Annotated in this window: 18 protein-coding genes and 1 tRNA gene; 9 read left to right on the top strand and 10 right to left on the bottom strand. The window is 67.3% G+C overall.

What is annotated here, in order from left to right:
* Positions 1–120: 120 nt before the first annotated feature.
* A tRNA-Leu gene (locus ACFYRH_RS24150) sits at positions 121–209 on the top strand.
* Here the strand turns inward: ACFYRH_RS24150 and ACFYRH_RS24145 are convergent.
* The 8 genes from ACFYRH_RS24145 to ACFYRH_RS24110 all read right to left on the bottom strand — a co-directional run bounded on the left by ACFYRH_RS24145 (position 188) and on the right by ACFYRH_RS24110 (position 9,517).
* The gene (locus tag ACFYRH_RS24145; protein WP_387779359.1) at positions 188–841 is read right to left on the bottom strand and encodes a recombinase family protein; all 654 of its coding nucleotides are present in this window, start codon (positions 839–841) and stop codon (positions 188–190) included. The genes ACFYRH_RS24150 and ACFYRH_RS24145 overlap by 22 nt on opposite strands.
* Positions 842–872: 31 nt before the next feature.
* A complete protein-coding gene (locus tag ACFYRH_RS24140) occupies positions 873–1,301 on the bottom strand; it encodes a hypothetical protein (RefSeq protein WP_387779356.1) in 429 nt (142 codons plus the stop codon).
* 421 nt (positions 1,302–1,722) lie between these two features.
* The gene (locus ACFYRH_RS24135) at positions 1,723–2,556 is read right to left on the bottom strand and encodes an alpha/beta fold hydrolase (RefSeq protein WP_387779353.1); all 834 of its coding nucleotides are present in this window, start codon (positions 2,554–2,556) and stop codon (positions 1,723–1,725) included.
* Positions 2,557–2,583: 27 nt separating this feature from the next.
* Entirely contained in the window at positions 2,584–3,006 is a 423-nt protein-coding gene (locus tag ACFYRH_RS24130; RefSeq protein ID WP_387779350.1) for a DoxX family protein, read from the bottom strand.
* 103 nt (positions 3,007–3,109) lie between these two features.
* Positions 3,110–3,955 carry an ABC transporter permease gene (locus tag ACFYRH_RS24125; protein ID WP_387779347.1) on the bottom strand — a complete coding sequence of 282 codons (846 nt, stop codon included), beginning with the start codon at positions 3,953–3,955 and terminating at the stop codon, positions 3,110–3,112.
* A complete protein-coding gene (locus tag ACFYRH_RS24120; protein ID WP_387779344.1) occupies positions 3,952–4,917 on the bottom strand; it encodes an ATP-binding cassette domain-containing protein in 966 nt (321 codons plus the stop codon). Before ACFYRH_RS24120 ends, ACFYRH_RS24125 begins: the two co-directional genes overlap by 4 nt.
* A 101-nt stretch (positions 4,918–5,018) precedes the next feature.
* Entirely contained in the window at positions 5,019–5,612 is a 594-nt protein-coding gene (locus tag ACFYRH_RS24115; protein WP_387779341.1) for a PadR family transcriptional regulator, read from the bottom strand.
* A gap of 461 nt (positions 5,613–6,073) precedes the next feature.
* Positions 6,074–9,517: a putative Ig domain-containing protein gene (locus ACFYRH_RS24110; RefSeq protein ID WP_387779338.1), complete on the bottom strand. Its 3,444-nt coding sequence runs from the start codon at positions 9,515–9,517 to the stop codon at positions 6,074–6,076.
* 244 nt (positions 9,518–9,761) lie between these two features.
* Between ACFYRH_RS24110 and ACFYRH_RS24105 the strand changes: the two genes are divergently transcribed.
* From ACFYRH_RS24105 to ACFYRH_RS24085, 5 genes are read left to right on the top strand one after another with little or no spacing between them, the layout of a single operon-like run.
* Positions 9,762–11,072, top strand: a complete 1,311-nt coding sequence (locus tag ACFYRH_RS24105; RefSeq protein WP_387779335.1) for an ABC transporter substrate-binding protein — start codon at positions 9,762–9,764, stop codon at positions 11,070–11,072.
* 37 nt (positions 11,073–11,109) lie between these two features.
* Entirely contained in the window at positions 11,110–12,075 is a 966-nt protein-coding gene (locus ACFYRH_RS24100) for a carbohydrate ABC transporter permease (RefSeq protein ID WP_387779333.1), read from the top strand.
* A complete protein-coding gene (locus ACFYRH_RS24095; RefSeq protein ID WP_387779330.1) occupies positions 12,072–12,968 on the top strand; it encodes a carbohydrate ABC transporter permease in 897 nt (298 codons plus the stop codon). The genes ACFYRH_RS24100 and ACFYRH_RS24095 overlap by 4 nt, the downstream gene beginning before the upstream one ends.
* Before the next feature lie 26 nt (positions 12,969–12,994).
* Positions 12,995–14,002, top strand: a complete 1,008-nt coding sequence (locus ACFYRH_RS24090) for a hydroxyacid dehydrogenase (RefSeq protein WP_387779327.1) — start codon at positions 12,995–12,997, stop codon at positions 14,000–14,002.
* A gap of 55 nt (positions 14,003–14,057) precedes the next feature.
* On the top strand, positions 14,058–15,122 hold the full coding sequence (locus ACFYRH_RS24085) for a LacI family DNA-binding transcriptional regulator (protein WP_387779324.1): 1,065 nt from the start codon (positions 14,058–14,060) through the stop codon (positions 15,120–15,122).
* Positions 15,123–15,136: 14 nt separating this feature from the next.
* On the opposite strand, the gene ACFYRH_RS24080 is transcribed toward ACFYRH_RS24085, so the two are convergent.
* Positions 15,137–15,694, bottom strand: a complete 558-nt coding sequence (locus ACFYRH_RS24080) for a TetR/AcrR family transcriptional regulator (RefSeq protein WP_387779321.1) — start codon at positions 15,692–15,694, stop codon at positions 15,137–15,139.
* A 97-nt stretch (positions 15,695–15,791) separates the two neighbouring features.
* Between ACFYRH_RS24080 and ACFYRH_RS24075 the strand changes: the two genes are divergently transcribed.
* Both ACFYRH_RS24075 and ACFYRH_RS24070 read left to right on the top strand, forming a co-directional pair.
* Positions 15,792–16,700 carry an NAD(P)H-binding protein gene (locus ACFYRH_RS24075; protein ID WP_387779318.1) on the top strand — a complete coding sequence of 303 codons (909 nt, stop codon included), beginning with the start codon at positions 15,792–15,794 and terminating at the stop codon, positions 16,698–16,700.
* A gap of 43 nt (positions 16,701–16,743) precedes the next feature.
* Complete coding sequence (locus ACFYRH_RS24070) at positions 16,744–16,950, top strand: hypothetical protein (RefSeq protein ID WP_387779315.1); 207 nt, start codon at positions 16,744–16,746, stop codon at positions 16,948–16,950.
* On the opposite strand, the gene ACFYRH_RS24065 is transcribed toward ACFYRH_RS24070, so the two are convergent.
* On the bottom strand, positions 16,937–19,588 hold the full coding sequence (locus ACFYRH_RS24065) for a family 78 glycoside hydrolase catalytic domain (protein ID WP_387780663.1): 2,652 nt from the start codon (positions 19,586–19,588) through the stop codon (positions 16,937–16,939). The two genes, ACFYRH_RS24070 and ACFYRH_RS24065, sit on opposite strands and share 14 nt — an antisense overlap.
* Before the next feature lie 191 nt (positions 19,589–19,779).
* Between ACFYRH_RS24065 and ACFYRH_RS24060 the strand changes: the two genes are divergently transcribed.
* The gene (locus tag ACFYRH_RS24060; RefSeq protein WP_387779312.1) at positions 19,780–23,535 is read left to right on the top strand and encodes a S8 family serine peptidase; all 3,756 of its coding nucleotides are present in this window, start codon (positions 19,780–19,782) and stop codon (positions 23,533–23,535) included.
* The last annotated feature ends 63 nt before the right edge of the window (positions 23,536–23,598 follow it).

Genomic DNA, 23,598 nt, shown 5'->3' with positions numbered 1-23,598 from the left:
TGAATTTCAAACTACGCCGATCACACCCCGTCGTCACCACCCCGGCGCCCCGATGTGAATTCCACCCCTGGAGTTTGCTACTGTTCTCCGGTCGGTACCGCGCAAGCGGTGAGACCACTCGTCCGGGTGGCGGAATAGGCAGACGCGCTAGCTTGAGGTGCTAGTGCCCTTCGCGGGGCGTGGGGGTTCAAGTCCCCCCTCGGACACCAACGTTAAAGCCACGCAGAGCGGGGCTTACGGCGGCTTCAGCCGATCTGGTCTCGTGGTTGTAACTCACTTGCAGACCGAGGGCTTTGTACAGCGATCTCATGTCGCTCGCGTCGGCCTGGTCGAGAGCCGCGGTCATGTCGCCCAGCTCCTGGACCATCTTCCGGATGTCCTCGGCTGATACCCGCTCCGGCACCTTCAACGCACTGAACTCGGCCTCCGCGGACCGCTTCTCCGCCACCGCCGCGTTGTACTGCTCCGTCAACGCCGCCGGATCCCAGCCGGCCTCAAGCGCCCGCCGCAACCGCGTGAAAGTATCGACAGACACGATCGCCGGGTCGGCAGGCTCCCGCGAACGCACGATCTTCGATTGCGGCGATCGCCGGAAGCGCACCACGTGTCCTGCGGCCACGTCCTCCGGATCCAGCAGCTCCTCGACCTTCTGCCACCGCCCGTAGATCGCGAAGCCCGTGTACCGCGGATTCTCAAGAATCGCCTTCACCGTGGTGTGCTGCCACCCGTCGCCCCGGCGATGACGGTTCTGCTGAGGCGTATGCACCGAAGGACACGGGATGGCTTCGACGTTCAACGCCTCGGCGATCGACTCAGCCCCAGACCGTCCTGACCTGATCACACGTGAGGATGCGGACCCGGGCTTCTCGCCACTACAAGCCGCGGATCAGGCGGTCGTTCTGCCGAAGACCGAGAATGAGCGACTCCCGGCGCTGCAGGCTGACGGCGTTGTTGACCTCGTTGTCGACGGCCCCGATCTGCAGCCGGCCGAGGTACCGTTGCGCCGTACGGGCCAGCAAGTCGTAAACGTCACGGATGCGCGCCAGATCGAACCCTTCCTGGCCAGCGTTTGAGGAAATACCGTCCAGGATCAGCAGTCCGGGCAGTGGCAGTCCTCTGTCGATCGCAACCGTGTGATGTGCCAGCGAGTGAGCGATGTTGACCAGGGTTTTGAGGCCCTGACTGGACAGCGTCTCGAAGTCTCGGCCGGAGATCTCGGGTAAGTAGGTACTCCGATTGATGTGGACCTGGAGCTCGGCTGCAGAGAAGTTCGGGATGCGCAGCTCTCGCAGATATTCCAAACGCGCTCCTCAAGGGCCCGTACGTTGCCCTCGGCATCGACACGCTTGATCCGTAGGCCCTGATCCGCTCCTCCACCGCATCCGCATCCCGCTGGAGTGCCTCCCGGTCCGACAGGCTCGCCTGGTAGCGGTGGACGACGAGCTCGCTGTACTCGGTTAGCCGGCGGATGTCGGCCTCGAGTGTCGCCTGCTCCGCTGCCTCTTGCTGAGGCTGCGACGACCGGTCGGAGATGAACATCGACGTGCCCTCATCGAGCAGGCGTGACAGCTCCAGGATCTCGGCGTCGAGCGCCTCCCGCCCTACCTCCAGCCGGCCTCGACCCGCCAAGCGCTCGTCGAGGACGTCCGCGGTCTCGTCTGGCTTGCGATGCGTTCCTGCTCGGCGAGCAGCGTCGAGGTCGACGGCGCCGGCCGGGGCCCCTCAGTGTTCGGTGCTGAAGAAACGTAGCAACAGCGGGCCGACGGTCTGTGGGTCGACGACGTGATCCGGCCCCTCGAGGGTCTCCCGATGAGCGTGGGGTAATTGGTCTGCAAGCTCGTCGGCTGCGCGGTCGAAGAAGTCCGAGGGCAGGCCTGCCATATAAGGGACCGTGATCGGCCCTCCGGTGGTGACCAGGACCGGTTGGGTGACCGTTGCCAGTCGATCGGCCGGCAATTGGTAGCGATTGCGGAAGACGCTGTCGTGGACCAGCGTGGGCGCGAGGGCGACCGAATGCGCCCAATGCGCCGTCTGCTTGCCTGCCGCTTTCCTGGCCGCGATGTTGTCGTCGGAGGCGCCGGTCATGCGCATGAACAGTTCGAGAACCTCCTCGTCTCGCCCGGCGTCGAAGGCGCGTCGGGTGTCTGCGACGTACTCCTCGAATCGCGGGCGTATGTCGTCCCCAACCGCGTAGGGCACCTCCCAGACGGCGATCGTGTCGATGGCTGACCCGGCCGCGGCGGCTTCCAGCGCCAGCGCGCCGCCTGAGGACGCCCCGAACAGGTGTGCCGAGCCGCCCGCCTCCGCGATCAACGCATCCAGGTCCTCGATCTCCCTTTCCACGGCGTACGGCTCGGTGAAGCCGCTCGCGCCGCGTCCCCGACGGGCATAGTTGTAGACCGTGAAATGCTCGGCGAGAGCTGGCGCCAAGGGAGCGTTCTCCACCCCCTCGTCGAGTGCTCCGCCCACCAGGATGACGGCCGGACCGCGTCCTTCCCTGTCGTAGGCGATGGTGGTGCCATCGTTTGATGTCACGCGAAAGGCCATCTCGTTCATCTCACATCTCCGTTCGAGAGGTTTGTCTCAGCGCCTGAGCAGCGTGCCGACGACGGCCTCGGTGCGCGACCACCGCGTCCTTGCGATCACGGCCGCCACGACGAGTAAGGCGAGCGGCAGCCAAGGGCTCTGCTCGAGCACGAACTGATCGGTGATCACAGCACCGGTCAGCAGTGCCGCCAACCCAAGACTGGCCAGGCCCGCCAGAGCCGGGATCAGAAGTCCAACGCCTCCCGCGACCTCCAGCGCTCCGACCAGGTACCGGAGCCACTGGCCAGCCCCGATGTCGGCGAACATGTCCACCATGACCGGGTCGCCGGCGAGCTTCGAGATTCCGCCGCCGGCGATTACCGCCGCCAGCACGACTTGCAGGATCCAGACCCCGATGCTGCTCGCCCGCCCGGGCGTGTGCGCAACGGTTTCCGAGTTGTTCTTGGGGATGGTGCTCATTCGGCTCTCCTTGTCGTGTCCGGGCCTGGTACCGGTGATGGCGCTGGCCGAGTGGGCCGGGTTGCCGGAGTTGATTTCGACCAAGTGCTCGCGGGAGCGGCATCTACTTCTTGTTGCGGTAGAGGACCATGGTGATGGGACCGAAGACCGCGACGAGCAGCGCTGACGAGACGAGCACCCAGCCGATTTCCCCGGCGGGCACCGAGCCGTGCATCAGACCGCGTACCACGGTCGCCAGGTGGGTGATCGGGTTGACCTCGACGACCGCCTGCAACCACGCGGGCATCGTCTTCGGGTCCACGAAGATGTTGCTCCCGAACGTCAGCGGGAACATCACCATCATGCTGACGCCCGCCACCGAGTTCGGCGTGCGCAGGATCAGGCTGAGCATCGTCCACAGCCACGACAGGCAGAACGAGAACACCAGCAGCAGCACCACCGAGAGCGCCACCCCGACGGCGCCACCCTCCGGCCGGAACCCGAGGACCAGGCCGAGCGCGATCACGATCGCCGACCCGATCGAGTAGCGCACCAGATCGCCGAGCAGGGCGCCGACCAGCGGGGATGGTCGCCACACCGGGAGCGACCTGAACCTGTCGAACACGCCCTTTTGAATGTCGGTGTTCAGCGTAATGCCGGTGTTCATGGTGATCATGACGTTCGCCTGCACCAGGATGCCCGGCAGCAGGAACTGCAAGTACTCCTGAGTCGACCCGGCGAGCGCGCCACCGAACAGGTAGGTGAACATCAGCGTGAACATGATCGGGAACATGGTCACGTCGACGAGCTGCTCCGGGACGTGTTTGATCTTCAGCAAAGCGCGCCAGCCGAATGTCAACGAGGTGCGCACCGGGCCAGGCCGAGACGGCCGCTCACCGGCCAACAGCACACTGCGCAGCGCGTCCTCGGTGACCGGCGCCGACGCCTGTTCCGCGGTCGTGGCGGTCATGCGGCATCCTCCTCGGGTGTCTCCTCGGCGGCGTGTCCGGTCAGGGTGAGGAACACCTCGTCCAGGCTCGGCTGACCGAGCGCGAACTCGGTGACGCCGATGCCGCTGCGGGACAGCTCGGCCAGGGCGCGGGCGACCCGCTCGGGGTCGGAGATCCGCGCGGACAGCGCGGCCGGGTCGGCGGACGGCTCGGCCGGCACCTCGAGGACGCCGGCGAGGACCCGCTCTGCCTCGGCCCGCTGCTCGGGCGCACGTAGCCGTACGTGCAGCGAGCCGGCGCCGACCGACGCCTTGAGCTCGCCGCTCGAGCCCTCGGCGATGACCTTCCCGTGGTCGATCACCGCTATCCGGTCGGCCAGCTGGTCGGCCTCGTCCAGGTACTGCGTGGTCAGCAACACGGTGGCGCCCTCGGCGACCACGCCTCTGACGATCTCCCAGACCTGGTTCCTGCTGCGCGGGTCGAGCCCGGTCGTGGGCTCGTCGAGGAAGATCAGTTCGGGGGTGACGACCAGGCTCGCCGCGATGTCGATGCGCCTGCGCATCCCGCCGGAGTACTTCTTCACCTGCCGGTCGGCCGCCTCGGCAAGACCGAACGCGTCGAGCAGGTCGGCCGCCCGCTCCCTGGCTCGGCGGCGTGAATAGCCGAACAGCCTGGCGAGGAGCAATAGGTTCTCCACCCCGGTGAGGTCCTCGTCGACCGACGCGAACTGCCCGGTGAGGCCCACCCTGCTTCGCACCGCCCGGGCGTCACGCACGACGTCGTAGCCGAGCACTTGCGCCTCTCCGGCGTCGGGGCGCAGGAGCGTGGCCAGCATGCGGATCGTGGTTGTCTTGCCCGCCCCGTTCGGACCGAGCACGCCGTACACGCCCCCGGCGCTCACGGCCAGGTCGACACCGGCGACCGCGTGGGTCGCGCCGAAGCTCTTCTTCAACCCTCTGGTCTCGATCGCGAGCTTTCCCATGGGTTCGATTCCTTCTCTCGGTGTTGCGAACGGATCGGTGAACTAGTCAAGTTTGACTACTTAGCCAGAGCAGGCGAGGTCGAAACATCTAGTCAAGTTGACTAGGCGCGCATCTTGAGGTGATCGGGGACCGTTCGCCACGAACCCGGATCATCGGCCATGGTGTAGGCGCCCTCAGACAGTCGTTTGCTCAGGCTCTTCGCCCACTCCAGTTCGATGCGTGCCTGTCCCGCCCACAGCTCGGCCTGATCGCGGACATGTTCGGGAATGTCGGGGTTCAGGTTCTCCCACCCCTTGGCCTGCCCTACGAGCTCCGCTTCCAGGCGCGCGGCCCGCACGTTGACCTGCGCGATGGCGTCCGTCCTGGTCAGCATGGGCAACATGGCGATGGACGCGTTGAGCATGTCCGGGTCGTGGGTGCGCCGCAGACCGTCGCGGACCAGTTCGACCATTTCGTCACGTCCCCGAGTTGTCGCGCGGTACAGAACGCGCTCCGGCCCAGAGTTGCCCGGCTCGGCGTGTTCGGTGAGGAGGCCATCAGCCGCCGCCTTCTTCAGCGCGTGATAAATCGAGCCGGGCTTGATCTTGGCCCACCTCTCCGCACCCCAGCTCTGCAGTTCGGACCGCACCTGGTAGCCATGCGCGCCGCCGGAGAGGTGCACGATACCGAGCACCAGGAGCTTCGTCGCCGACACGCGTCCACCTCCGCTCAACCCTCTCGTCTCGATCGCGGGCTTTCCCATGGGTCCGATTCCTTCTCCCGTGCTGCAAACGGATTGGCAGAGACTAGTCCAGGTTGACTACTTGGCCAAGGTACTCGAGGAAGAAACGTCTAGTCAAGGTTGATTAGGCGCGCATCTTGAGGTGATCGGGGACCGTTCGCCACGAACCCGGATCATCGACCATGATGTAGGCGCCCTCAGACAGTCACTTGCTCAGGCTGTTCGCCCGCTCCAGTTCTAGTGCCTACGGAGTCGGATCTGGCAGGTCCGGATCGAGGTCAAGGCGTGTGGTCAAGGTGCGTGTTCCTCCTCGGACACACTCTGCGGGAGCGAGCCTGTGCTCGCTCCCGCTTCTGCTTTGTTCGTTGCGATCCTCCTCACCGCGCCAGCTTCGCGACGTTCGCCCTGGCGGTCCTTGGGGAGGTTGAATCGGGCTATGCGTCGGTCTTGAGGTCGCCGTAGAGCTCGACCTCGGAGAGGTCGCCGAACCAGCTCGTGGCGTTGTAGATCCGCAGGTACCGGAAGTGGTTGTCACCCGAGGAGGGCTGGTCGCTCCAGGTATTCGCCAACGCTCCGGTGAGCGATTTGGTGAGGTCGGTCCAGGTTTGGCCGTCGGTCGACCCCTGGACGACGGTTCCGTTGGCGCGTTGCGGGTGGCTGGCCCGCGGTAGGAGCAGCACCTCCTCGGGGCGTACGGTCGCGTGTGCACCGAAGTCGAGGAGGTAGTAAGCGCCTGGTCCGCTGTTCAGGTCGCCGTACGTGTCGGGATTGCGGTCGAAGAGTAGGTAACCGACCTTGTCGGCCCCCAGTCCGGTGCCCGGCCACTGCTTGTCGGAGGCGGTGACGGTCGCCACCTTCGCAACGTCGATGAAGTGTGCCGGGTCGCCGGCGATGTAGAGCTTCGAGCCGTCGGTCGTTCCGTACGCCGTCGGGCCCGCCTTGCCGTTCGCATCGACGTAGTCGACCGCGACCTGAATGTTGCCGGCCGCAACCTTGTCCAGCTTGACCGAAGCCTTCCAGTTGATTCCGTCTGCCGAGGTCGCCTTCGCCGGCAGGCCCTGGACGACGACCGTCACCTGCTGGAGCGGCTTCTTCGCGGTGACTGCGACGTCGACGGTGTCGCCGGTCATGATCTTGCCTGCGATGGCTTGAGCGGACGTGATCGAGGTCGCCTTCACCAGGTTGCCGATCTCGTGCCGTTCGCCATAGATGTGGAACTCGGTCATCTCGAACACACCACGCACGATCCCGTACAGGACGTCCGGTAGCTGCTTGATCATCTGGACCTTCAGGTACCGGAACTCGGCGTCCTGAAGGTCCGTGGCGACGTCGAGGGTGTTGTAGTCCTGCGTGAACGCGGTCACCCCGGGAGTGAGACGAGTCCAGGTGACTCCGTCGTTGGAACCGAACACGGCCGAGTTCGCGAGCCGGTCGGCGAAGATGTTGCTCTGGAAACCGAACTTCGTCGCGGACACGCGATAGTCCGGCCCGAAGTCGAAGGTGTGCGACAGGTTCACGGCCTGCGGATAGACGGTGCCGGTCTGCTCGTCACCGTCGACCATGTTGACGATCCGGTCACCGGTGGTGGAGGAAGCGACGAGGTCCGGATAGTCGAGACTGCCGTCCAGAGCGACCTTCGGCGAGAGTGCGCGCAATCCGTCGACTGCTCTCACGACGGCGGCCAGTGCGGCCTGGCACTCGGCGTCGGATCCCTTACCGCACGCGTTGTTCGCGGCCGTGACAGCGTTACCATACGCGTCCTTGGTCGCAGACTCGTACGCCGTCCGGGGGCTGTACCCGTTCTTCGCGAAGACCAGGGCGTTCGTGCGGTCACCTGCCGCAGTGAGGGTGATGCGGCGGGCTGCCACGCTGGTGCCGTCGTCGGCGGCGACCGTGACGGTCCAGGAGCCGGCCCGGGTCGGCTTCCAGGTGAGGACGCCGGTGGCCGGGTCGAGCACGGCGCCCGGAGGAAGCCCGGTCGCGGTGTACGTCGTACCGTCCGCGGCCGTCGCAGCGAGGTCGATCTTGGCCTGCGCACCCAGCCAGCCGATGGCGCGGTTCGCCGCGCTGTCGGGGTAGACCGGCCCGGTGAGCTCGGCCGCGGCATTGATGTTGATGTGATCGAGGTCGACGGTTGCGCCGTCCACCGCGATGAAGAGGATGTCGTCCATCGGTCCGTCGGTCGTGACGTACCGCCACTTGCCGCCGGTGTTCGGCACGTCCACGGGATAGTCCTGTTTCAGGGTGCGGCCGTTCCTGGCCGTGTGCAGGTGCATCACCGCGGCGCCGTTGGTGCGAACCCGGAAGCCGAGTTTCGGCCGGTCGGTCGCGCCGTTGAGGTAGGCGATCTTCGAGCCGGGGGCCATCCGTACGTAGCCGTCGCCGGTCGTGACGTCACCTGCCAGGTGCGTGTAGCGGTCCTCGACCTCGTAGAGGTTGGGGTTGTTGCCCAGCGGCCGGGTCGACTCTCCCGCCGCCGCGGCAGGCGCGAACAACCACGAGTCGCCGCCGCCGTCGACGCCGTCCCAGTAGTTTCCGACCACGCCGCCGCGCGAGTACAGCGGCCCGGGACGCTTGGCATAGGCCTCCGCGTAGTAGGGCGCCATCGCCTTGACGTCCTTGCCGAGCGTGAACTTGTAGTAGTAGTAGATCTCCCAGAAGCTCGCGGTCACGTACCGGCCCCGGTAGCCGTCCGCGATGTGGTTGTAGGTGTCGCGGATCGTGCCGTCCGGCGAGATCGCGTACGCCATCGGAGTCCATGCCGTGTCGTGGCCGAGCATGAACCGCCAGAAGTAGTCGGCGGCGCCGAGGATCCGGTTGTTGAGGAACTCGTACGGGCCGACCGCGTTCGCCGCGCCGGAGACGGTGCCGGTCACGGGGTCCACCTTCGTGCCCTGCGCCAGCAGCATCCGGGAGATGATCACGGCGTTGGTCAGGTCGCCGCCGCCGTGCGCCTGGTCACGGCCCATCTCGGCATGCTGGACGTGCGGGTCCTTGATCGGTTCGCCGGTCTTGTCGTCGTGGTCGACCCAGCGGAACAGCCGCGCGACCGAGCCGTTGAAGCCCTGGTCCTTCGCAGTGGCGTTGACGGTGAACCACTCGACCGAACGCTTGTAGAGGGCGGTGTCGTCCATGAAGATCGCGCCGGCCATCGCGCCCATCAGCGGGTAGTTGTGCTGGTTCATGAAGTGGTTGTTGTCGTTCTGGAACGTCTCGATGACCGGGACGACAAGGTTGCGGGTGAACGACTGCGTGTCCGCGTCGGTCCATGGGTAGGCCTCGTCGGCGCATGAGGTGTAGCGCAGCAGTTCGGCGGCCGACACCATCCGGTTGAGCGGGACGCCGGTATGAATGTGCGAGTCCGTGAAGTACTCGTACTTCGCCGGGTCCATCTGCTCCCAGATGCGGATGATGTCGAGCGCGTTCTTACGGTAGATCTCGTCGCCGGTCAGCACGAAGAGGACAGCCTGCGTGTAGGACTTCAGACCGTCGGCGATGAATCGGCCGTTGAAACCTTGGCTGTTGAACGCGTCGGAGGCGGGCTTGGTCGGGTCCGCGCTGCTCCGGTTGGACGATGTGACGGCGGTCCCGGCCGCGGACGACTGCTGCATCGCCCGGAACGACGAGGTCCACGGTTCAGCGCCCACGGCGATCTGCTGACGGGCGTTCTCGAGGATCGGCTGGGTCAGCGCGACACCGGGATGCGCGAACCCCTGCGGGCTGACCGTGGAGTGGAACGACAGGGCACACCCATCCAGTGCGCGGGCGGCGGCCGGCCGGGCGACGGCGAAGAGGAGTCCGGTGACAAGCACGAGGGCTGCGCTGAACGCGCCGAGTCGCCGGACCCGGCCGCGAACAGCGGCGGGAGTCGGATACACAGACAGCACCTTCTTTCCTGAGGCGGAGGCAGGAGAACTGCGGGGTAGCGCCCGACGCGTCGCAGCGAGAGCCGCTGGGTCAGCGTCGTAGTTAACGATTTCTACGCTAGACATCGCCTCGGGGTTACAGCAAGAGCGCAGAGCCTTGACGGTAACAAGTTCTTCTCCTAGTTTTCATAGAAATCGTTAACTATCGCGGCCGCCATCCACACCCGCTCCCCCTAACTCCCCCGGAGATCCACGCATGCCCAGAAACAGCCGTCGCGCCGTGCTGGCCGGCCTCGCCCTGTGCCTGGCCGCCACCACGGTCGCCTGCAGCAGCGACACCTCCACGAAGACAGCCACTGGACCGGTCGAGATCGAGTACTGGGCCTGGTCGGACGTCCAGCCGGTGGTGGACAAGTTCAACGCCACCCACACCGACATCAAGGTCAAGCTCGTCAAGCAGGCAGACCTTCCGACCACTGCCACCGGCCTGCGCAACGCCCTCGCGGCAGGCAGCGCGATTCCCTGCCTGTCGCAGAACTTCGGCGACGTGCCGGCCCTGCTGTCGGAGGGCTTGCTCTCCGACGTGACCGACTACGTGAAACCCGCGGAGAGCAAGTTCAAGGCCAGCGCGCTCAGCGGCGCCAAGGTCCAGGACAAGTACTACGGCATCCCGCTCGGCACCGGACCGACGTTCATGATGATCAACCGCGCGGCCTACGACAAGTACGGCGTACCGGTGCCGAAGACCTGGGACGACGTGATCGCCGCCGGTAAGACGCTCAAGCCCCACGGCGTCCAGGTGATGAACCTGGCCGGTGAGGACCCGAGCACGCTGGTCAACCTGATCGTCCAGGCCGGGGGAACCTGGTACTCGGTGCGGGACGACGCCTGGAAGGTCGACTTCCTGTCGCCCGAATCCGTTGCCGCGGCCAACATTCTGCAGCAGCTCGTGGACAACGGGCTCGTCGCCAACCAGACCTACCAGGACCGGCCTGCCCTGATCGCGTACTTCGACGAAGGCAAGATGGTCTCGTTGCCGACCTCTACCTGGCAGCTGACCAACTACGAACTGCACTTCAAGAAGACCATCGGCGACTGGGAGCCGATCGACCTGCCCCAGTTCGCCGGCGCCACGAAGTTCGCGACTCCCGCGCACGGCAACGCACTCCTGGTGCCGAAGGGATGCCAGCACCCGAAGGAAGCGACCGAGGTGGGGATCTGGATGAACACCACCAAGGACGGGATCGACGCCAGCTTCGACAAGTCGACCGGCGCCTACGCCTGGCCGGGTGCGATGCCCGACCCGTCGCCGTGGATCGACGCCGCCGTACCGCGGAAGCTGTTCGGCAGCCACCGCCCGGAGGCACAGACCGTGATCAACAAGGCTTCCGCGTCCGGTGTCGACAACTGGCTGGTCGGGCCCAACTACACCGGTGTCTTCAAGGAACTGCAGGACCAGTGGGCCCAGGCCGTCACGAAGAAGATCACCTTCCGCCAACTCCTCGAGAACATGCAGAAGTTCACCGTCGACGATCTGAAGGCCAAGGGCATCAGCGTCGCGAACTGACGCCGACGACCGAATACGAGGAGTACGAGGAGTACGGATGTCCCTGGATCTGAAACTGAAGCCGTCGACCGCGTCACCTGCCGACCGGGACGGGGACATCCGCTCCTCCGGCGGCCGCTGGCGCCGTACCGTCGCGCTCAAAGGCGCGTCGTTCACCGTGCCGTTCTTCGCCGGATTCATCGTTTTCACTGTTGTCCCGGTGATCATGGCGCTGAGCAAGAGTCTCTACACCGCAAAGAGCTCCGGCCTCGGGTTCGGCGCGAAGACCGTCACATTCAGCGGGTTGGAGAACTTCGACCGCGCGCTGCACGACGTGAAGTTCTGGGGCAGCCTGTGGCGGGTCGCGCTGTTCGCGATCGTGGTCATCCCGCTGATCCAGGCCACCAGCCTCGCGCTCGCGCTGTTGCTCGACTCGGTTCGCCGCCGGGTCGCCGGGAAGCTCCGGATCGCGATGCTCGTGCCGTACATGAGCCCGGGCATCGTTGCGACCCTGATCTGGATCTACCTCTACAGCCCCGCCGTCGGCCCGCTCACACCGTTCTTCAAGCTGTTCGGCATCGACGCGAACTTCTACAGCAGCGGGCTGATCTGGGTCTCGGTCGGCAACCTGATGGCGTGGGGCAGCATCGGCTTCAACATGCTGATCGTGTACGGCGCCCTGCAGGCCGTGCCGCGCGACATCTTCGACAGCGCCCGGGTCGACGGCGCGTCCGAATGGCGCATCGCCTGGTCGATCAAAGTGCCGTACGTACGACGCTCCCTGGTCCTGGTCAGCGTCCTCGGCATCATCGGAACCCTCCAGATCTTCAGCGAACCGTTGCTGTTCCGCTCGATGACGCCAGAGACCGTGACCAAGGACTTCACCCCGATCATGACCATCTACAACCAGGCCTTCGCGGTCGGCGACTTCAACTACGCCGCCGCGCTGTCCATCGTCCTCGCGCTCGTGGTCGGTCTCATCTCGGCGATCTTCTACAAACTCACGAACAAGGCTCCCGCATGACAACCACCACCGTCCGCAGACGCCGGCACGACGACGACCTGCCCGCCGGCCACCACCCGTCCAAGCTGTCCAGAACCCTGGTCTGGACCGGCCTGGTTCTCTTCCTGATCTACTCGATCGCACCGGTCTGGTTCCTCATCGTCTCCGCGACCAAGGACCAGCGCGACCTCTACACGACCAACGGCCTGTGGTTCGCCGACTTCCACCTTCTCGACAACGCCCGGGACCTGTTCACCTACCACGACAGCATCTTCCTGCGCTGGATGGCGAACACTCTGTTGTACGGCGTCGCCGGCACGCTGGGCATGACTGTCATCTGCGTGGCCTGCGGATACGCCCTGGCCATGTACCGGTTCCGTGGCCGCGGAATCCTGATGGGGTGCATCATCGGCTCGTTCCTGATCCCGGGCGCGCTGCTGACCATCCCTTCGTTCCTGCTGTACACCCGGTTGCACATGGTCGACACGCCCTGGGCGATCATCGTGCCGCACTTCTTCAGCGCCTTCTCGGTCTACCTGGCCAAGGTGTACGCCGAAGGCGCCGTCCCACCGGAACTACTCGAAGCCGCCCGCGTCGATGGAGCCGGCGAGTACCGCGCCTTCTTCACCATCGGAGCCCGGCTGATGACGACCGGCTCGGCAACCATCTTCCTGCTCGGCTTCGTCGGCTCCTGGAACTCCTTCTTCGGCCCACTCGTGTTCCTGCGCGGCGAACAGAAATGGACCATCATGCTCGGCCTGTACTCCTGGCTCAACATCAAGGTCGACTCGTCGGTCGACCTGACCGGGCTCGTCATCGTCGGTGCAATTGTCTCACTCATCCCCATCGTCGCCCTGATGCTGGCCATGCAACGGTACTGGCGCTCCGGCATCACGCTGGGCAGCCTGAAATAGCTTCCACTCATGAAACGGAGGAGCCCGTGGCTGACCGCCCCGCGGCACTTTTCGCCCTCGGCGCGCACCACCTGCCGGATCTGTACCCAGCACGGGCGATGCACCGGCTGCAGCAGCTTGTGCGCATCGATCAGACCGTCATCGCCGAGCGGTTCGACACCGTCGAGGTGATGACCGCCCTGGCGTCGGCCGAGTTCCTGATCACCGGATGGGGTTGCACACCGATCACCGAGGCAGTCCTCGACGCGGCACCCCGGCTGCGGGCGGTCCTGCACACCGCCGGCTCGGTCAAGTCGCTCCTGTCTCCGGCCTGCTGGGAACGGGGTTTGGCGATCACCTCGGCCGCCGAGGCGAACGCAGTACCTGTGGCCGAGTACACCGTCGCGGCGATCCTGTTCGCCGGCAAGAACGTGTTCCGGCTCCGCGACCAGTACCACGCGACCAGACATTTCACGCTGGCCGAAGTCCAGAGCGGAATCGGGAACTACGGCCGGACGGTCGGAGTGATCGGCGCTTCCCGGATCGGCCGACGCGTCATCGAACTGCTCCGTCCGTTCGATCTGGAGGTATGTCTGTCCGACCCGTACGTCGATGCCGCCACTGCTGCCGAGCTCGGCGTACACCTGGTCGATCTCGACACGCTGTTGCGCACCAGCGACGTCGTCAGCGTGCATGCTCCGGCGAATCCGCGGACCGATCGGCTCGTCGGGGCCGAACAGCTCGCGCTGATGCGGGACGGAGCCACTCTGATCAACACCGCACGTGGCAGCCTCGTCGACACCGACGCGCTGGTCGGGCACCTCGCGGCCGGTCGGCTGTACGCCGTACTCGACGTGACCGAACCCGAGCCACTACCCGCCGGCTCCGCGCTCTGGGACCTGCCCAATGCCTTCCTGACTCCGCACGTCGCCGGCTCGCACGGCAACGAACTGGCTCGGATGGGCGATTGCGTCATCGACGAGCTCGAGCGTTTCCTCGACGGCCGGCCGTTCGCACACGCGATCGTGGCCTCCGACCTGGACCGCGTCGCCTAGGACGTGCCCTAGCCTAGGGTTGACCCGTTCCTGTTCTCTCCGAAAGGGGCCGTGGGTGGCACGACAGCCGACCTCTGGCGAGCGTCCGACGGTCAAGGACGTCGCGGCCTCGTCGGGGGTGTCCGCCACCACGGTGTCCCGGGTGCTGGCCGGCAACTACCCGGTCTCGGCGGCGACCCGCGCGCGAGTGATGAAGGCCGTCCGCGAGCTCGACTACGTCATCAACGCCCAGGCGCGGGCGTTGGTCGGCGGGGGCACCAAGACGGTGGCGTTCATCGTGCACGACCTCGTCGGTCCCGCGTTCGCCTACGTCGGGCAAGGCGTGGAACAGCAGGCGACCGCGGAGGGCCGGCTGTGTCTGGTCTGCACGAGTCACGGCGATCCGGACCGCGAGCTGGAAATCCTCGAGCTGATGCGCGAGCAGCAGGCCGAGGCGGTGGTTCTGGTCGGCGGCGGTAGCGACAGCCCGAGCTACGTCGAGCGGATGGCCCAGGCTGCCCGTGCCCTGGACAAGTCCGGGTCCCGCCTGGTGCTCTGCGGACGTCCGCCGCTCGGTGCCGATGTCCCCGCGACCGTGGTCGAGTACGACAACGAAGGCGGCGCGTACGCGGTGACCAGCTACCTGATCTCACTGGGTCATCGCGACATCGCCTTCCTGGGCGGCGGCGTCACGAGCCACAGCACCATCGACGGACGGCTCCGCGGGTTCGAGCGCGCGCACGAGGCACACCGCCTGTCCACGACGCCGCACCGAACCCGCGCGGTCACCTTCGACCGCGAGTCCGGATACCAGGCGACTCGCGAGCTCCTGGCCCGCGACCGGAAGTTCACCGCGATCTTCGCTGCGACCGACGTCGTCGCCAGCGGCGTGCTGGTCGCGTTGCGAGAAGCCGGCCTCCGGGTTCCCGAGGACGTGTCGGTGGTCGGGTACGACGACATTCCACTGGCCCGAGACCTGACACCCGAGCTGACGACGGTCCATGTCGACTACGAGGAGCTCGGCCGGACCGCCGTACGGTATGCCCTCAATCGCGAGCGGCACGCGCTCAACCAGCACACCGTGATCGGTACCCATGTGATCATCCGCGACTCCGCGGGCCCGCCACCGGCAGCACGGTAAGACCCACGGCTGTGCTACTGGGCGCGGATGCCGTCCAACAGCAGCGCGACGTGCCGTCGCCAGTCCCGCTCGCCGGTCATGTTCGCCATGGCCCCTCGGGTCAGGAGCACGAAGTCGTTGCCGGTGACATCGTGCCGGAGGTGACCGGCGTCGGCCGCGCGCCGGATGATCCGCTCGACGATCTCGGCGAATTGCTGCTTCTCAGCGTTGATCTCGTGCCAGTCCGGCTCCTGCGGGCCGAGTAGGGCGAACCGAAAGGCCGCGTCGCCCTCGGCGGACTCCAGGTAGCCCATGAGCAGCGCACGGAAGGCCTCCCCCGGGTCGTCCAGTTGCTCCGCCGCGCGGGCGACGGCCGTCATCGCCGCGAAGCGGCTGGCCACGATGGCGGCAAGCAGGGACTGCTTGTCGGAAAAGTGCCGATACAGGGTGCCGACGCCGACCCGGGCACGCTCGGCGATCTCGTCGATCTGCACACCGTCGCCGCGTTCGGTGAAGAGCTCACGTGCAGCGTCGAGGACGGCCTGGCGATTGCGCCTGGCGTCGGCGCGCAAAGAGGTTCGGGCTTCCGTCATGGCGTCACCACAGTACTTGACCCGGCGTGGTGCCTGCGAGACTAATCCGGAACCGGAACTCATGTTCCGATTAGCACTTCTGAGAGGATTCATCCGGATGATCGTGGTTACGGCCCCCACGGGGCAGATCGGCAGCAAGGTCGTGCGTGAACTGCTCGAGCACGGACGGGACGTTCGCGTCGTGGTCAGGGACGCCTCGCGGCTCGAGGAGCGCGTGTCGCACCGTGTCGAGGTGGTCGAGGGGTCGCACGGTGACCGATCCGTGCTCGACCGGGCTCTGCTGGGCGCCGACGCATTGTTCTGGCTGGTGCCGCCGAACCCCGCCGCGCCCAGCACCCTTGAGCACTACCTCGCGTTCGCCCGCACGGCCTCGGGAGCTATCGCCCGCCAGCAGGTCGGCCACGTCGTCGGAATCTCCAGCGCCGGGCACGGCTGGACCAAGCCCGCCGGCGTCCTCTCCTCCGCCTTTGCGATGGATGCCGAGATCCAGACGTCCGGAGCCGACTACCGGGCGCTGGGAATGCCGTTCTACCTGGAGAACCTTCTGCGTCAGCTCGACGCGATCGTGTCCCGCGGTTCCTTCTCGCTGACCGGCGCTGCCGATGTTCCGGTGCCGACGATCGCGACGCGGGACATCGCACACACCGCCGTGGAACTACTCACCGACCTGAGCTGGGCAGGACAGGAGGACCTCCCGGTCTTCGGACCGGACCGGCTGACCCCAGATGACATGGCCGCCGTGATGAGCGAGGAACTCGGCCGGCCGGTCGGCTACCACCGGGTGAGCATCGACGAGTACGCGGCGATGCTCCGATCGGCCGGCGCCCCCGAGCAGCAGGTGACGGAGACCGTCCAGACATTCACCGCCGTGGACGAGGGTATCTACGACGCCGACTGGGCCCGGGCGACACCGACCGCGACCGGCTTCCGCACCTGGTGCCGCGAGGTACTCGTGCCGGCCGCGCGGTCGGCGTCTGCGCGAACTGGGTCCCACGCACGTCCTTGACCGCAGCGGCCACGGACAGCCGGCGGCGCCGACGGCGTACGACGTGATCGTCGACATCGTCGGCGGCCCGGAGCTGCCCATGTTCCTCGACCGCCTCGCTCCGAACGGTCGCCTGGTCCTTGCCGGCGCCGTCGCCGGCTTCCCGCCGAACGACTTCGGGATGTCACTGGGTCCGTGCGTTCCGGCAATCGCGCTCGTTCGCGACATTCAGTCTCGCGACTGCTGGCCCTTGGAGCTCAGCCGGCAGTGAAGGTCGACGGGCCGGGGGCGGCCCGATAGGTGGCAGCGGTTGCGGTTCTGCTGACGAGCACGGCGTCCACCGGGGCGGCGACGTGTACGGCGGGGCTCGCGAGTGGGACGACGACCGTGGGCTTGGTGTTCAGAGGCGTGGCCACGGTCAGCTCGAGCCCGGCCGAGGTACGGCGCCAGTTGGACGTGATGCGGCCGCGGACGGTGTCGATCGAGGCAGCGACGTACTCGAGACCCTCGGGTGTGCGCGGTGCGATGGTGACGGTCCGGTACGCCGGTGATGTCAGCTGGATGCCGGCAAGCACGGTGTAGAGCGCGGCGTTGATACCGGCGAACATCGCGTGGTCGTGAGTGATCATCCCCGCGTCGTACGACCACTGCTCCCAGCCCGTGGTCGCGCCCTTGTCGATCTGGAACCCGAAACCCGGGTACGTGCGTTGCTGGAGGATCCGCATCGCGAGATCCAGCCGGTCGATCGCGGCGAGCGCGTCCACGAGATAGCGCGTGCCGAAGATGCCGGTGTCCAGATGGCCGGAGTCCTTGGTGGTGATGGTTTCGGCCAGCTTCGCTCCGACCTCCTCGAGCCGATCGGCAGCGACGAGTCCGAGGGCCAGCGGGAGCACACTGGTGGACTGTCTGCCGGAGCTGTAGGTGTTGTCGGTGTTCAGGAATTGCCTGTTGAAGGCCGACTTGATCGCTGCGGCCAATTCGTCGTAGCGAACACCGTCCGCCGTCTGCCCGAGTGCGTTGGCCGCCTTGGCCAGATCGACCGTCTGCTGATACCACAGCGCGGTGTTGACCAGCGATACCTCGCTGAAACAGTCCCCGGCGTTCGGGCTGCCCATCCCGCCGTTGGCCTCAGGCCCGTGATCCGGCGGGCACCAGTCCCCGAAGCCCTCGTCGCCGGGCCAGATGAGGCTCGGCTGGTCCTGGGCGTTCTTGTCCACAAACGCCTTCATGGCCGGGTACGTCGCTGCCAGCGTGGCGCGATCGCCGTACTGCTCGTAGAGATGCCAGGCCAGCGAGACCTGTCCCCCGGCCATGTCGGGGTACTGCGCCTTCGCGGCGTCACTGGGTAGCGCGGTCCCGGGCGGCAGGTCGCGCAAGTACTTGGCGAAGAAGCGGTTCATCCCGAACTCACGGATCGCCGCGTCCCGGTAGGCCTGGACGTCCATCGTCGGTGGTGTCCGCTCGTCGCGCACCGGCGTGTCGGTCGGCAGGCTCATCGAGTTGTTGAGGATCCCCCAGCGGTTGTTCCGCCAGATCGTGTTCAGCAGCTCTTCGGAGGAGTGGAAGGTACCGGTCGAGACCACGTCGGCATGGACGACTCGTCCTTCGAGCGCGTTCTGGTCCGGGCGACCTGGGTAGCCGGTCACTTCGACGTACCGGAAGCCGTGGTACGTGAAGCGCGGCTCAAAGGTCTCGAGGCCGGCGCTGCCCTTCAGGATGTAGGTATCAGTGGCGGCGGCGGATCGGTTCGTCCGAGTGTCCAGCAGGCCGTCGGCGCCGAGTTCCTCGGCCGTCCGAAGGCGGACCGCTGTGCCCCGCGGGCCACTGACCCGCAGCCGTGCCCAACCGGCGATGTTCTGGCCGAGATCATAGACATGGACGCCCGGCTTCGGCTCGGTCAGACCGATCGGACGCAGGGTCTGCGTGACCCGGACGGCCGGCATGGTGTTCGCGGCCAGCACTGCGCTCGGCGCGGGCGTGGTGCGGACAGGCTCCCAGTCGCCGGCGTCGAAGCCGGGGCGGTCCCAATCCGGCTGTTCCGCGCGGGCGTCGTACGTCTCGCCGGCATAGATGTCGTTGGCAACGATCGGGCCGGTCGACCAGGTCCACGATCCGTCGGTGCCGACCGCCTGCGAGGTCCCGTCGGCGTAGGTGATCGTGATCAGCGCGATGGCTTGTTTCGGTCCGGTCCATCGGAAGCCGTACGGGTTGTACCGCGCCCCGTAGCCGTTGCCCAGCCAGATCCCCGCGGTGTTCGCACCATGCCGTATGTCATTCGTGATGTCGTAGGTGTCGTACAAATTGTGCCGCTCGTACGGCGTACTGGCAGGGGTCAGCACCTGGTCACCGACCTTGGACCCGTTGAGCCGCAGCTCGTAGAAACCCAGTCCGTAGACAGTTGCCCGTGCGCGGACGATGCTCTTGCCGACGGCGAAGTCCTTCCGCAGCATCGGTGCCTCGGGCTCGCGGGTCATCAGCACCGGTTCGCCGGTGTCAGGCGTGATCCACTGGGCACCCTGCCAGGCGGCGTCATTCAGCAGGCCGGTCTCCCACCAGGCGATCTGCCTCGAGGCGGCACGACGACCCCGGGTGTCCCAGAGCTCGACGGTCCAGTAGTACCGCGTCGACGACGACACCGCCGGCCCGTCGTACCGGATGCCGATCGCCTCATCGCTCGCGATTCGCCCGCTGTCCCAGACGTCGGGTCGCCCGCTCCGAAGCCGCGCCGGGTCAGTGGCGACCAGGATCCGGTACGCCGTCTGTTGCGTGCTCCCGGTGAGCTGCCAGCTCAGGGCCGGTGTCAGGTTGTCGATGCCGAGCGGATTCACCGCGTTGTCCACCCGGAGCTCACTCGCCCGCACCGCACCCTCACCAGCACCCGCAGCGGCTGTCGACGAGTCGGCGATCATCACCGGCGTCAGAATACCAACGAGCGGCTTCCGGGCAGCCGCATACGGCACGAGACGGCGTACCGAAGCAAAGTTGGCCGTGGGCCCATTTGTGCCAAATCGCGGGGTTCGTGGCGAAAACGGGCAATTCGTTTACATCTGTCTTCCGGTGCTGATCAGATTCGGTCACTCCTGACCACTGAGAGGACACCATGCGTTCTTCCGCCCGAAGGCTGCTCGTGCCGGGTGCCGCGTTTCTCCTGGTCGTCGGTCTTGCCACTCCGACGGCCGGCGCCGAACCTCCCCCACAACTCCCCACCGCCGGCGGCGCGGCCGCGGCAGGCGGGACACCTCTCGACCTCACCCTCATCACCGGCGACAAGGTGACGGTCGCTCCCGGCACCGGCCGCGCCGTGTCGGTGCAGGCCGTCGAACGCGCCCCGCGGTCGACCGGACCGGTACGGGTCAGCGTCGAGAACGGCGACACGTACGTTTACCCCGGCGTCGCGATGCCATACCTCGCGACCGGGCAGCTCGACAAGCAGCTGTTCAACGTCAGCGAGCTGGTGGCCGAGGGGTACGACAACACCCGGAGCAAGGATCTCCCGCTGGTCGTCACCGGCTCGCCCGGCGTGGCCGCCAAGTCCGCGCGCCGTTCAGCGCTGCCGGGCACGACCACCACACTCGACCTGCCGTCGATCGACGGCGCGGCCGTCAAGGCTCAGAAGGCGGAAGCAGCCACGCTCTGGTCGGCACTGACCGGGCAGAACGGTGTACGGGCGAAGGCGAGCGCCGCCACGGCGCCCTCGTTCGCGGCAGGGATCGGCAAGGTCTGGCTCGACAGCAAGGCCCGCACGATGCTCGCTGACACCACCGAACAGATCGGCGCGCCCGCAGCCTGGGCGGCCGGCGTGACGGGCAAGGGCGTACGGGTCGCGGTGCTGGACTCCGGTGTCGACCTGGGACACCCGGACCTGGCGCCGCGGGTCGTGGCCACCAAGAGCTTCGTGGCCGGTGAGGACGTCGTCGACCGCAACGGTCACGGCACGCACACCGCGTCGACCGTCGCCGGTACCGGCGCGGCTTCGGACGGCAAGGAGCGCGGCGTCGCACCGGACGCCGATCTGATCGTGGGCAAGGTGCTCGGCGACAGCGGCTCCGGTCCGATCTCCGGCATCATCGCCGGGATGGAGTGGGCGGTGCGGACCGAGCACGCCAAGGTCATCAACATGAGCCTGGGGACGCCGGCCTGGCACACCCAGGACGACCCGGTCGCCCAGGCCGTGAACGAACTGAGCGCCGAGACCGGTGCCCTGTTCGTGATTGCCGCGGGCAACTCGGGCAGCAACCCGTACAGCGTCAGCTCACCGGGTACCGCGGACGCCGCCCTGACTGTCGGCGCGGTGGACGGTTCGGACCAGCTCGCCGACTTCTCCAGCGTCGGCCCGCGGCTGATGGACGACGGCCTCAAGCCCGACCTGACCGCACCCGGCGTCAACGTGCTGGCCGCGCGGTCGCAGTACACGAACGACGGCGGCGAGGGGTACTACCGGACGGACAGCGGTACGTCGATGGCGGCTCCGCACGTCGCCGGCGCGGCCGTCCTCCTCGCCGCGCAGCACCCGGACTGGACAGGGCAGCAGCTCAAGGACGCGCTGATGAGCACGAGCAAGCTGACGCCCGCGTACACGCCGTACCAGGCAGGGACGGGACGCGTCGACGTCGCGGCAGCCTCGCAGCACGGCCAGCTCATCGCCAGCGGATCGGTGGACGCCGGGCTCGTGCCGTGGTCGCCGACGCCGGCCCGGACGCCGGTCGAGCGGCAGATCACCTACCGCAACACCACGGACAAGCCGCTCACCCTGCAGCTGTCCACCGACCACGCCGGGATCTTCCGGCTCGCCGCGACCCAGGTGACTGTGCCCGCGATGGGCAGCACCGCCGTCGGTTTCACGGCGGACCCGAACGGTCTGGCTCCCGGCCAGTACGCAGCCCAGGTCATCGCGACTTCTTCGACCGGCACCGTGCACACGGCCGTCGGGCTGGCGGTCGAGCCGAAGAAGTACAACCTCGACGTCCAGCTCAAGGACCAGACCGGCAAGCCGGTCAGTGGGGAGGTCGAGGTCACCGGCGCGGACGGGAAGTCCACGGTGCTGTGGGCCGCCGACGGCAAGCTCACCAGCCGCTTCGCCCCCGGCTCGTACACGATCGTCTCGGCGCTGGACGTGCCCGGCAGCCACGGCCCGCACTCGCTCGGCCTGGCCTTCCTGACCGCCCCCGAGGTCGACCTGACCGCGGACCGGTCCGTCGTCCTGGACGCTTCGAAGAGCCGTCGGATCAAGGTCGACACGCCCAAGCCGACGACCGTCACCACGAGCCGGTTCGACCTCTTCCGGTCCTTCAACTCGGTCCAGCAGGACCCGAACGACACGACGGCGCTGCACGAGATCTACCTGCCGCCGCCGGACTACGACAGCTTCTGGGCGCTGCCGACCAAGAACAAGGTCCGCACCGGCAGCTTCGTGCTGACCACCCGGTTCCGGGCCGAGCAGACGCCACTGACGATCAGCTACGACGGCCGTACCCTCGACGACTCGCTGCTCGTCCAGCCCGGCTCCCCGGCGTTCCGGGCCGGCAGGACCCGCGTCCAGGCGGTCTTCGCCGGTACCGGCACACCCGCCGAGTACGCCGGACTGGCCGCGCGCGGCAAGGCGGTTGTCGTCCGCAACAGCATCGACGTACCGCCCGCGGACCGGGTCGCCGCGGCGCGGGCCGCCGGTGCGGCCATGCTGCTCGTGGTCAACGACGGCGTCGGCCGCTACAACGACTGGTACGGCGCGGACGACGGGCAGGGCCTCGGCCCGATCCCGACGGCGTCGCTCACACTGGACGACGGCGAGGCCCTGATCAAGAAGCTCAGCACCCGGCGGACGGACCTGACCGTCACGGCCAACCCGGTGCCGTCGTACCTGTACGACCTCGCCGACTACCATCAGGGCAAGGTCCCGGACGACCCGTCCGCGGCCACGGACCCCGGCAGCCTCGCCCGGATCGACAACGACTTCGCTCCCCCGAACGGGCAGCCGGTCCTGGAGAGCCGCGAGGACAGCCCGGCGTACGAGCACTGGCCGGCCGCCTTCCCGTACGCCGTGTTCGGCTCGATCCGCGCCCCGCGGTTCCCGTCCGAGCCCGCGGTGGGCCATCGGACGGACTGGGTGTCGGCGGGCGCGAAGTGGCAGCAGTACGCGGCGATCGACGGCTGGCGGACGTTCACCGACATCACCAGCTACCAGCCGCGCAGCGTGCAGAGCCAGCGCTGGTTCGGTCCGCTCGTGCGGCCGCGGATGATGGACTTCGAGCTTCCGCACCGGGTCGGCAACGCGATGGGCGGCATGATCGCCGGGTTCGGTGACGGCGGGTCGGCACACAGCGGCGACGGGTTGATGACGCGGAGCTTCGGGTTGTACCAGGGCGACGAGAAGCTGGTCGGGAACGGCCCGCGGCCGGACTTCGGCGTGGGCGACCTGGCGCCGGAGAAGCGGCCGTACCGGTTGGTGGCCGACACCGTCGGGAACGCCGAGCTGACGCCGTACTCGACGAGCACGCACACCGAGTGGACCTTCACGTCCGGTGAGGCGGACAACCAGCCGCTGCCGCTGGCCCAGCTCGACTACGGCGTGGACGTAGACGCGACCGGAAGGGCGAAGCGGAACTCGGTCTTCGCCGTCAAGCCGGTGGTGCTCGGCAGCACCGCCCGACAGGACGCGGTGTTCTCGGTCGGGCTCGAGGTGTCGTACGACGACGGCGCGACCTGGCAACGACTGCAGCTGAAGGAGAGCAAGGGCAGCTGGGAGGCACGGCTGCAGGCGCCGCCACGGGCCGAGATGGTGTCGGTGCGAGTCACCGCCAAGCAGCGCAACGGCGGCGGCATCACCCAAACAATCACCCACGCCTTCGGCCTCAGATAACCCAGGCGATGTGCCCGCGGTCCGGTGGGAGCGCGGGCACATCGCGGGCGGTTCGGTGCAGTG

The organism is Kribbella sp. NPDC004875 (assembly GCF_042873375.1).
Taxonomy (GTDB): Bacteria; Actinomycetota; Actinomycetes; order Propionibacteriales; family Kribbellaceae; genus Kribbella.
The sequence above is the reverse complement of the archived record's forward strand: the minus strand, read 5'-3'. Positions and strand labels throughout refer to the sequence as shown.